At 39.6% G+C, this 11125-nt stretch carries 10 protein-coding genes and 1 riboswitch; of the genes, 6 read left to right on the top strand and 4 right to left on the bottom strand.

Features of this window, described 5'->3' with window-relative positions; all coding sequences use genetic code 11:
- Window positions 1-198: 198 nt before the first annotated feature.
- Window positions 199-307, top strand: a riboswitch (SAM riboswitch).
- Between the two features lie 85 nt (window positions 308-392).
- Window positions 393-1673 (top strand): Na+/H+ antiporter NhaC family protein, encoded by a 1281-nt coding sequence (locus tag SFC66_RS10255; protein ID WP_411218585.1) that lies wholly within the window; start codon window positions 393-395, stop codon window positions 1671-1673.
- A gap of 144 nt (window positions 1674-1817) precedes the next feature.
- Here the strand turns inward: SFC66_RS10255 and SFC66_RS10250 are convergent, their stop codons facing one another.
- Entirely contained in the window at window positions 1818-2240 is a 423-nt protein-coding gene (locus SFC66_RS10250) for a translocon-associated protein subunit alpha (RefSeq protein WP_411218584.1), read from the bottom strand.
- A 760-nt stretch (window positions 2241-3000) separates the two neighbouring features.
- Here SFC66_RS10250 and SFC66_RS10245 point away from each other — a divergent pair.
- The 3 genes from SFC66_RS10245 to SFC66_RS10235 are packed head-to-tail and all read left to right on the top strand — an operon-like array spanning window position 3001 to window position 4726.
- Window positions 3001-3495, top strand: a complete 495-nt coding sequence (locus SFC66_RS10245; protein WP_411218583.1) for an RNA polymerase sigma factor — start codon at window positions 3001-3003, stop codon at window positions 3493-3495.
- Complete coding sequence (locus tag SFC66_RS10240) at window positions 3492-4040, top strand: zf-HC2 domain-containing protein (RefSeq protein WP_411218582.1); 549 nt, start codon at window positions 3492-3494, stop codon at window positions 4038-4040. The genes SFC66_RS10245 and SFC66_RS10240 overlap by 4 nt, the downstream gene beginning before the upstream one ends.
- A gap of 2 nt (window positions 4041-4042) precedes the next feature.
- A complete protein-coding gene (locus SFC66_RS10235) occupies window positions 4043-4726 on the top strand; it encodes a YfjL-like protein (RefSeq protein ID WP_411218581.1) in 684 nt (227 codons plus the stop codon).
- Window positions 4727-5108: 382 nt separating this feature from the next.
- On the opposite strand, the gene SFC66_RS10230 is transcribed toward SFC66_RS10235, so the two are convergent.
- Complete coding sequence (locus SFC66_RS10230; RefSeq protein WP_411218580.1) at window positions 5109-5648, bottom strand: helix-turn-helix transcriptional regulator; 540 nt, start codon at window positions 5646-5648, stop codon at window positions 5109-5111.
- Window positions 5649-5882: 234 nt separating this feature from the next.
- Between SFC66_RS10230 and SFC66_RS10225 the strand changes: the two genes are divergently transcribed.
- Window positions 5883-6779, top strand: a complete 897-nt coding sequence (locus SFC66_RS10225; protein ID WP_411218579.1) for a DMT family transporter — start codon at window positions 5883-5885, stop codon at window positions 6777-6779.
- A 206-nt stretch (window positions 6780-6985) separates the two neighbouring features.
- On the opposite strand, the gene SFC66_RS10220 is transcribed toward SFC66_RS10225, so the two are convergent.
- Window positions 6986-8431, bottom strand: a complete 1446-nt coding sequence (locus SFC66_RS10220; RefSeq protein WP_411218578.1) for a DEAD/DEAH box helicase — start codon at window positions 8429-8431, stop codon at window positions 6986-6988.
- A gap of 434 nt (window positions 8432-8865) precedes the next feature.
- Between SFC66_RS10220 and SFC66_RS10215 the strand changes: the two genes are divergently transcribed.
- A complete protein-coding gene (locus tag SFC66_RS10215) occupies window positions 8866-9363 on the top strand; it encodes a GNAT family N-acetyltransferase (RefSeq protein WP_411218577.1) in 498 nt (165 codons plus the stop codon).
- Window positions 9364-9390: 27 nt separating this feature from the next.
- Here SFC66_RS10215 and SFC66_RS10210 read toward each other — a convergent pair whose 3' ends face one another.
- Window positions 9391-11097, bottom strand: coding sequence for an Rqc2 family fibronectin-binding protein (locus SFC66_RS10210; protein WP_411218576.1), 1707 nt, complete (start codon window positions 11095-11097; stop codon window positions 9391-9393).
- Window positions 11098-11125: the final 28 nt, after the last annotated feature.

Here is an 11125-nt window from a genome sequence, read left to right as displayed (position 1 = left end):
AGCGCCTTCAGAAAATTATATATCAATCATGTAATTGACAAGTTCATAAAAGTACACAGTTGGTGAAAGCTGGAGATTAACAACAGTAAGAACAATCTGTCCTTAACTTATTAATAGAATAAATTCCAAAAATATTAGTTGATAAAGATAGGGGTAGTGTGTATAATCCTATCTATTGCGACAAAAAAATATATTATCTTCTTATCGAGAGAGATGGAGGGACTGGCCCTGTGAAATCTCGGCAGCGGAACTTAATTCTTTAAGTTGCTGTGCCAAATCCAGAAAGCTAAAGCTTGATAGATAAGAAGAGTGTTTTATAGTTATAAAGCCTCTTCTTTGCAATCTGGGAAGAGGTTATTTTTTTGCAGTAAAATTTCAAAAGAGGTGGAACAGTGAAGAAGGCAAATCCATGGGCTCTGATCCCATTTATTGTTTTTTTGGTCTTATTTATTGGCTCAGGAATTGTTACAGGTGATTTCTATACCTTCCCTGTCATAGTGGCGATTACTATTTCAGCAGGTGTAGCGTTGGCGATGAATCGAAAAGAATCGCTCACTAAAAAGGTTGATATTTTTTGCAAAGGCGCAGGAAATCCAAATGTAATGTTGATGGTTGTTATATTTGTTTTAGCGGGAGCATTTTCGGAGGTTGCAAAAGGTATGGGAGCAGTAGAGTCTACTGTCAATCTCACTTTATCGATCGTACCTCCAAATTTTCTTATTGTAGGCTTATTCGTAATCGCTTGCTTTATTTCGTTGTCAATGGGTACGTCTGTAGGCACGATAGTTGCACTGGCACCAATTGGTGTAGGAATAAGCGGACAAACCGATTTTTCCGTGGCATTAGTGATGGGTGCCATTGTTGGCGGCTCTATGTTTGGGGATAATTTATCGTTCATTTCGGATACAACAATAACTTCGGTTCGGACACAAGGCGCAGAAATGAAGGATAAATTCAAAGTCAACTTCTTGATTGTGTTGCCAGCAGCCATTGTCACATGTGTTATCTTGGGCTTTTTAACATGGGGAGAATCTGGACACGTTGAACACTTAAGTTATAGCTGGATCAAAATTATGCCATATATTTTAGTGATCATTTTTGCATTGATTGGTATAAATGTATTCCTCGTTCTGGTTTTGGGAGTTGTACTTGCTGGTGTTGTAGGCTTATTGGATGGAAGTTATCACCTTCTGAACTTGATTCAACAAATTGGCAATGGAATGGCCGGCATGTATGAGATTGCTTTCCTTGCAATATTAATAGCAGGAATGGTTGAGGTTATTAAATACAATGGTGGAATTGATTTTCTTCTACAACTCACAACACGGAGGATTAAATCCAAAAAAGGTGCTGAATTTAGCATAGCCGGTCTAGTTAGTCTTACAGATCTATCAACTGCTAATAATACGATAGCTATCCTTATTACTGGTCCACTTGCTAAAAATATTGCGGATAAGTATGGAATTGAGCCAAGAAAATCAGCTAGTATATTAGATCTTTTTTCTTGCTCTATACAAGGTCTGATACCATATGGTGCACAATTTTTAGCTGCTGCCACTGTAGCAGGAATATCGCCAATCAGTATAATACCATACTGCATTTATCCGATTTTAGTAGGAATCTGTGGAATTATCGCTATACTCATTGGATATCCGAAAGCAAAGCAAAACTAAATTTCTTTTAGAACTTTTAAACGAAAAAATTTAAGATGATTGGTTATTTGTTTCCTCTTTATGCAACACTAATTGAGTCCTAAATTGAGCAAAGAACGGGCAATCACCAAAATTGATGCCTGCCCGTTCTTTGCTCCTTCTTATTCAAACATACGACTCGATTACCTTCCTGAAATCCTTATTAATAACCGTATTAAACGCCTTATTAATCATAATTTCCTGCTGATCATTCAATACAATTACTGGATAATAATTCACAATCGGACTTCTTCTGACTTTCAGTTCCTGATATCCGATATGGCTTATTTGTTCTTTTGGGATGGAATACTCCTGACCGTTCAGATTCATTACGATTGCATTTTCATAGATTGATAGTTTGTCGCCTCTTTTAAATAAAAGCAGATATATCCCGAAGAGTACCATCACAGACCCAAATGCTATAAACAGCCATTTCGTGTACATAAAATAAGTGCCGACAAACAGGATAATTCCAGTGATGATGAATCCATAACCATTTTTATTACTATCTGTCTTACCGGCATACAAAAGTTCGCCAAAATCATTCATGTCATTTCCTCCTAAATCTTTACATATATAATATTGTAAAATCTTCTGGTCAATTATACCAGTGTCGATAGTCTCTAATCCAAATGGCGGGTATAAGATTTCCGGGAAACCCTTATTAGTAACCGCGTTTTTAAAAGTTAGACTTAGTGCCTTTAGCACTTTGTTTGTCGAATGAAGTTATCAATAAGAGAGAAGGTGTATGTGCTGCTGGGATGCCATCCATATATCCTATAAATTTATGACTTGATCGAATTATGCCTGGCTTGGATTGGACTCCTTGTCTGCCATAAGTTACACAGAATTCATTTTCTTCCTGAGGCTACCGAATCACACAGCTTGGCAACTTGACTAAGATTGAAACAGGGCAGGTTCCATAACCATTATATGGAGAATTAGCTGCGGAATTCTCTTTTGGGAAACGAAGGTTGAAAGGGTAATGGAGTTAAGGTAAAGTAAAACATGAACAATTTTGTCTTTTATATAGGGTGTTTGCTTTTATAAAAAAAATCCTTGTTATTCAGTTGCTTCCAATTAGCAAGAGCTATTTCAAATCAGTTGATTCATCAAAATCATATGAGTAATTATCATAAGTGCATAATACATAAATAACAAAATGGAGGATTTCGGCACAGGCCCGGAGTTCTCTTTTTTGCTGTTCAAGGAATTTCTTCCCGAATAGTAACAAAAAAATAAAAAATATTGTAACGAAATAGATGCTCAAGGTATTAATACTACGAGCAACAAGAAAGTGAGGGCAGCTATGAATAAGCTTGAGAAAGAATATGAAGAGATCTATCCGAAAATCTATGCATTTTTTTATTCCAAGACAGGAAATCGGATGACTGCTCAAGATCTTTGTCACGATACCTTTTATGAGGCATGTAAAAACATCGCATCTTTTAATGGACGTTCCACCTTGTCGACTTGGGTATTCACGATTGCGACTAATTTATTAAAAAAACATTATCGTAAAAACAAGTATCAACAAAGCTTAATGCAAAAACTTGCACAGATTCCAGAGGCTGAAATTCATTCACTGGAAGAATTGGCAGAAATCAATGAAGATACAAAAATACTCTTACATCATGTCTCGAAACTGGATGATACCTCAAGGGAAATCATATTGCTGCGTATTTATGGAGAACTGAGTTTTGCAGAAATTGGCGTCTTGATCGGCAAATCAGAGAACTATGCGCGTGTGACTTTTCACCGGTTGAAATTAAGGATACAAAAATTAATGGAGGTGACTTTATGAGCAAAAAGTGTACGATTGTGCAAGATTTATTGCCTTTATACGAAGAAGACTTATTGCAGCTGGAGACAAAACAATTTATCGAGGAACATTTGAAAAGTTGCCAAGAATGCCGCCATATCGCAGAGCAATCACAAATTCCACTGCCGGCGGAAGTAAAACGCGGTGGTACTTCCAAGAAAATGATTAAGAGAATAACTGTAAAATTGATGACAATACAGATTTTCTTTGTAGCAATCGCTTTTATATTGGCAATGAGCTCAACCATTAGAAATGACAACAGTGGTTTTATCCTGACCTACGCCATTTTGGGGGCAGTCACGTATCTGTTTTACCGATCGGTCCTCGTTGCCGTCCTGCTTGCGGGCATACCTAACTTCATATGGAATTGCCTATTATATTTAACGGATTGGTTCGGCGAGTTTTATGCTGATAATCTTTCGGAAGCTCTTCAGATAGCGTTGACGACATTAGTTATCCACCTGCTAGTTACCTTTATCGGAATCATTATCGGCTTTTGCATTATTAAAATCAGAGAGGAAAGTTAATTATGAAAAAGAAAATAATATACAGTTTGATTGCACTTGCATTGATTGCTGCCATTTTATTCGCTTACATGCAAATGAGCGGAAATACAACTGACAAAGAAAAAGCAAAGGAGAGCCTGGAAGATTTTTTAGAACAAACTTATCCGGACATGGACTATGAGATCAAGCGGAAGGTGGGGTATGGATGGACCGATGGCACTTATAGTTTCAAAGTTGAAAATAAAGATACAATAGGAGTTGAAACCACCTATACGTTCTATGTCTCCGCTCTCGAACCGTATGAAGTTTACAGCGATACGATCCATGAATCAAAAATAGATAAAAATGCTTCCGAAAAGCTAAATGCCGATGCTGAGAGACATATTCTAACACTCCTCCAGAAAAAAGTGCCGCAAGTCGATTCAGTGGTTACCAATGTGGAAGTATACAATAAAGTTGCCGAGGAATGGACACCGCAGCTGAAAACACCAAAGCCGATTCTCATTATGCTGGAAATTGAAAAGGGAGATTTGACGAAAGAACAAAGGCTGCAACAGAGCCAGGAAATCCAGAAGCAATTGAATAGGGAATCCATCGATTATTATCTAGCTGAAGTAGGGTATAGTAGTGTCATCGATGGTGAGGAAACTTTTGAATACGTTAGTTTTACACCTGAACAAAAATTAACTATAAAAGATGTAGATTAAACAGAAAGTACAGAGGAAATGAGCGTCAATTCCAAATTGTATGCACAGGTATGAATATCCATCCCGTAGAGATTCTAATAGATGAAGTGAATCAGGGATTATGACTCGCAAGTAAGTACTTGATCGTATCGTGCGTTTATGATCCCTGGTGAAGTAACATGTCAGAACAAAGAGATTGAAGAGGGTATCATATTCAGCCCAAATGGTGCGCGGGACTTAGGAGATCATAAAAGGATATCTGAAATCGCTTTACGATGATTAATGAAAGCCTGGACACTTATGTGCCAGGCTTTCATTTCATATTGAAATGGAAAAGAGGATATGAGTGTGCACACTCAACTCCCTTTTACATGACGAGATTACATTATAACCTGTCTTTTACCTACTTACTTTTCCTCTTATAAGCTAAAGGTGTCATCCCGACAGATTCACGAAACTTAGCGATAAAATAACTGGTACTATTAAATCCAACTTGATAGCCTGCTTCTGTGACATTTACATCCGGGTCCCGTAGAAGGAGCATGCTTTTTTTAATACGATAATCAGTTACGTAGCTTAAAGGGGATCTTTTTACGATTCGCTGAAAATAACGACAAGTCTCGGAACGGCTTAGCTGCCCTGCTTTGGCGATATCGGATAGACTCATTTTTCCATTGTAGTGACAATGGATATAATGGAGCATTTGTTTCATACGCTGGCTCTTTATCATGTCAGTCTCTTTGTATTCCAACTTTATACCATTCATGATTAAGTTCTGCCATATATAATTCAGGTGATGCATGACGCTGATTTCGAAAAAAGGTGCCTGCTGTTGTATCAAATGATGCATGTCCATTATGGCTTTTAAAATATTCTTTTCCCAATCTTCCTCTGTTCCTATTTTAATATAAGCTAGATTAGTTGCTTGAATATAAGGGTGCACATATTTAATATGCAAATCCTGTGCTAATAGCGAGTGGGGAGAGGCAATAACATGCTATTGGCAGTTCAACTGTTTTGTGCTGTGTTTGTTCTTCTAATTGCGAATTGATCAAGAAATCTTTGATTTGCATGCTCCAACCTCAATATAGTTATATTTTTATATAAATATTTAGTATAAAAATAGCGCTGATTTATTTATGATGGCATTATTGTAACAGATTGAGGGGGATATTAGGTGAGGAATAGTCGTGTGTTAGGTATTGTATTGGTACTCACCGGAGCTGCATTATGGGGAGTATCAGGAACAGTAGCGCAATATTTGTTCCAGGAAAAAGGGTTCAGTACGGAGTGGCTTACAGTGGTGAGATTATTAGCAGCTGGAGTCGTCTTATTGACGATTGCCTTTGTAACAGAAGGGAAGAAAGTGTGGGCTGTCTGGAGAAGCAAGCATGGTGCGGTTAGTATTGTATTATTCGGTATTTTTGGGATGCTTGCCGTACAGTATACATACTTTGCTGCAATTGAACACGGAAATGCAGCAACTGCAACCATTCTGCAGTATTTAGCGCCAGCACTCATCACATGTTATGTAGCGTTGCGATCAAGATGCCTGCCATCGTTTACAATCATTATTTCTGTTGTAATAGCAATCATAGGTACTTTTCTTTTGGTAACAGGAGGGAATCTCCAATCTCTATCCATATCGGGATGGGCCGTTTTTTGGGGTGTTGCGTCAGCATTTGCTTTAAGTTTTTATACATTACAGCCATTAAGACTGCTTGCGGACTGGGGGGCTAAGATTGTCGTAGGTTGGGGAATGCTGATTGGCGCCGTTAGTTTCAGCTTCGTACGACCGCCATGGCAAGTACAAGGGGAATGGACATTATCTTCTGTAGCAGCAGTGCTATTTGTCATCATTTTCGGTACGATTATTGCTTTTTATTTTTATCTTGAAAGTACAACTTATATTGCTGCCTCTAAAGTAAGCTTGCTTGCTTCTGTTGAACCATTGGCCGCAACATTTCTTTCCATTCTATGGTTTCATATCCCGTTTGGGTTAGCAGAGTGGATTGGTACGATTTTTATATTGAGCACCATCACCATTCTATCCATAGTAAAGGGAGAAAGATAGACTAAGCTGTTAAGACTGATTGGTTGAAATGTAAGTCAAACTTAGTGAATTCACCTGCATCCATCATTTCTATTCAGATCAAGTTAGTATACAAAATCATCAAAGAATGCAAAAAAACCAGACAGAATATTTACAGTCTGGTTTTTTGCTACGAAAGAAGTGCTCAAGCTAAATGTGAAGGGAAAATACGTTTTCACGTCAGAGCTTTATTTAATCGCTTTGCTCACTTTCAGTTTCTTACCCTTAACAGTGGTTTTCTCCATTGCTTGTAAAACAATCGAGCCTTTACCATTCAGGATATCAACATAAGACATGTTATCCTGGATAGTTATGATACCGATATCCTCTGCAGTGACACCAGGTATTTTGGCAATTGTTCCAACGAAGTCAACCGCGCGGATCTTCTTCTTTTTACCGCCATTGAAATGTAGTTTCATGATATCTTGATTGATTCGTGCTGTTTTGTTATTTCTAACCACGCGCTTACTGTTCAGCGTTTCTTCAAATGCAGCTTTCCCGCGAGCTACTTCCTGGGAGGATGGAGCTTCTGTTTCCGGTAAATCAAAGCCAATGTATCTTTCAATTGCTTTAAGGAATTTTCCTTCATAAGGTGTAGCAAAAGTAATCGCTGTTCCCTTATTGCCGGCACGGCCGGTTCTTCCAGTTCTGTGCACGTAGGACTCTTTCTCCATCGGTACATCATAGTTGATGACAAGTTTGACATTATCGATGTCGATTCCTCGGGCAGCTACATCAGTAGCTACCAAGTAGCGGAAGTTACCCATCTTGAAGCCTTCCATCACCGCAAATCGGTCTTCTTGTTCCAGTCCGCCGTGGAGACGTTCACAAGAATAACCAGCTTCATTCAATTCATTGTATACAGTATCAACGTTTTCCTTCGTCCGGCAGAAAATCATGCAGCTGTCCGGATTTTCAACGACTGTAACGTCTTTGAGAAGTGAGATTTTATCTGCTTCTTTTACTTCGATTAAAGAATGTTCGATGGTATCAGCTGTGACGCCAGTTGAAGCAATCTCTATATGCGTAGGGTTCTTCATATACTTATGGCAAAGATTTTCAACATCTCTTGGCAAGGTAGCAGAGAACACCATTGTTACTCGGTCTGTGGGCAATGCTTTTATGATTGCTTCCACTTCATCAATGAAACCTCTGTTCAGCATTTCGTCAGTCTCATCAATGATCAGATACTTGATTTGATCCAAAGCTAGCGTTTCCCGTTCAATATGATCCATTACACGACCTGGGGTACCAACGACTACATGTGTTTTTTGACTCAATTCATCTTTTTGTTTCTTAAAAGGCTCTTTCCCATAGACAGCCACTGCTTTAATACGTTTAAAGCGTCCGATATTCGTAATATCTTCACGCACTTGCACCGCAAGCTCCCTTGTCGGGGTAAGGACCAAGGCCTGTGGTTTCTTTTCTTCCCATGCCACCAGCTCGGAAACAGGTATACCAAAGGATGCAGTCTTTCCGCTCCCGGTTTGCGCTTTAACGACAAGGTCTTGATTTTCCAGTGCTAAAGGAATGACCTTGCTTTGCACTTCGGTTGGGGATTTATACTTTAATACTGTTAGTGCTCTTTGTATTTCTTCGCTGATCTGATAATCAGCAAAATTCATTTCGCTCATTTTTTAACCTCTTTTTTTGGTTTTTCATCTATGTATAGAATTATCTCTTAGAAATAGTTTATGCATTATCCGAATAGGCTTTATTATACTTGAAATGGGTGGGGTAAATCTGCTTTTATCCTAAAATTAATTTATTCCAGCTAAATAACAGTTCGTGCTATGGATAAGATCTAAACTATCGACCTGTTGAAAAATTATATTTTATAATGGTTTATTAGGATTTTCCTCCGAATTTTAAATCATGAATAACTTATGAATAGCGCTAATAATCATATGAATATAGTATGCAATTTAATCTTGATGTAGAACGATCATGTAAGGATATATAACAAAACATTCGTTTCTGAGAGACATATGCGTTATCTTTAGAATGGTAAGCTTAATTTACAGCAATACATAGAAGCAAACAACTTATATGAGATGGGAGAGTAACTGTGGAAATCAAAGAAGTTGTTGAAATGGAGATGTATATAGAAGAACTATCGAGTTTATTCCAATCAATCGTCGCAGGTGGTGCATCCATGAATTATTTGCATCCAATGAGCGATAAGACAGCATTTAACTATTGGGATAGCGTACTTTCTGAAAATGTCCGGCTCTTCATTGGACTGATCGATGGTCAAATCGCAGGAACTGTTCAGCTGCAATACACCGACAAGGAAAACGGCCAGCATCGAGCGGAAATAGCAAAATTGATGACAAGTACAAAGGCGAGAAGGAAAGGCGTTGCAAGAAAGCTGCTTCAGCATGCCGAGCAAGTTGCGAAGGCAGATGGCAAAACGTTGTTACTATTGGATACGGAAAAAGAAGGACCAGCTAATAAGCTTTATCAGTCCGAGGATTATGTACTGTTCGGAGAAGTGCCGGACTTTGCACAGGATGCGTTTGGAACTTATCTTGCGGGTAATTTTTATTATAAGGTAATAAAATAAGGAAGCGCGCTGCGAGAGCGCACTTCCTTATTTATTTGCCAAACGTTTTACAAACTGCTCATCAGGAGTCACATACAACGTCTTCTGCTGATCATACGTAACAAAACCGGGCTTTGCGCCGTTCGGTTTCTTCACATGACGAATCTTTGTGTAATCTACCGGTACCGAAGAGGAAAGTCTGGATTTACTGAACCATGCAGCGAGTTTAGCTGCTTCTTCCAATGTTTCCTCAGACGGTTCGGTCGCACGGATTACTACGTGGGATCCTGGAATATCCTTCGTATGAAGCCAGGTGTCTTGCTTGTTGGCAAGCTTCATCGTCAAGTATTCATTCTGTTTATTATTGTGACCGACAAGGATTGTCGTTCCGTCGGTTGCCGTGTACGTCTCCGGTTGCGGAAGATTCGGTTTCTTGTTTTTCTTTTGCTGCGCTTTTGCCTTCAAATAGCCTTGCTCGCGCAATTCTTCACGGATTTCCTCGACGTCCTGTTCACGAGCGCCTTCGACCTGCTGGATAAGCTGATCGAGGTAGGCGATTTCCGCATTCGTTTTCTCAAGCTCCAACTCGACCATTGTCCGCGATTTCTTTAGCTTATTATACTGTTTGAAATAGCTCTGGGCGTTTTCACTCGGTGTTTTATGCGGGTTGAGTGTGATGGTGAGCTGCTGCTGTTCTGGATCGTAGTAGTCCACGACAACGGCTTCGGTATCACCTTGTTTGATTTGATGCATATGCGCAGTGAGCAATTCGCCTTGACGTTGATAGATATCTGCTTCTTCTGCTTTTTTTAACGTGTTTTCGTGAATGGTCAGCTTGCGGATATTTTTTTCCCGTTCATTTTTCAGGAAGCGAATGAGATCGCCTGCTTGCTGTTTGACACGGTCGCGCTCCGCTTTGCCGGAGTAGAAGCTGTCAATCAGCTCACTCATCGAATCATGATGCTCGCGCGTGCCTTCGATCGATGGGAGGTCCATGACATAAAAGTCTTCTTTTCTTCCTTTAAAGTAAGTAGGCTCATAGTCATCGCGTTTCAGCTTGTCGATGAAACTAGTGTAAACCGCTGCATATTTTTCTTTATCACCCATATATGCCTGCTCCGCCAGTTCATTGGCTAAAACAGGGGATACACCTTGCAGCATATTCAATATCTGTTTGTTCATCTTTCCTGCATTAAAGTCCAGCTTACGCGCAAACTCTGAGGCCTCCAAAGTAAATGGATTCAGCTTTTCCTGGCTCGGCGGCAGCTTGTATGTCTGACCTGGCAAGATGGTACGGTGCCGGTTCACGCTGGAAGATATGTGCTTGATGCTGTCGATGATCATGTCTGTTTCATTATCGACCAGCATGATGTTGCTGTGTTTGCCCATCACTTCCATGATGATGCGTTTTGATGTTGTGTCACCAAGCTCATCTTTGCTGATGAAGCTCAGCTGGATGATTCGTTCGTTTTCGAATTGCTCTACTTTTTCTAAGAATCCGCCTGCCAGATGCTTGCGTAGAAGCATACAGAACATCGGGGGATTCTGGGGATTTTGATACGTATCCTTTGTGATATGCACACGTGCATAGCTTGGATGAGCCGACAGGACAAGTGCGTGGTTCTTTCCTTGACTGCGGAAAGTAAGCACGATTTCTGTATCGGTTGGCTGGTATATTTTTGATAAACGGCCGGTCGCCAATGTGTCATGGAGTTCCTTGGCCACTGCTCTGGTCACGATTCCGTCAAATGCCATATGTTTCACCTCATTCTTTGCTAGTATA

Source organism: Terribacillus saccharophilus (assembly GCF_046592895.1).
GTDB classification, from domain to species: Bacteria; Bacillota; Bacilli; order Bacillales; family Amphibacillaceae; genus Terribacillus; species Terribacillus saccharophilus_D.
This window is presented reverse-complemented; position numbering and strand designations above follow the sequence as displayed.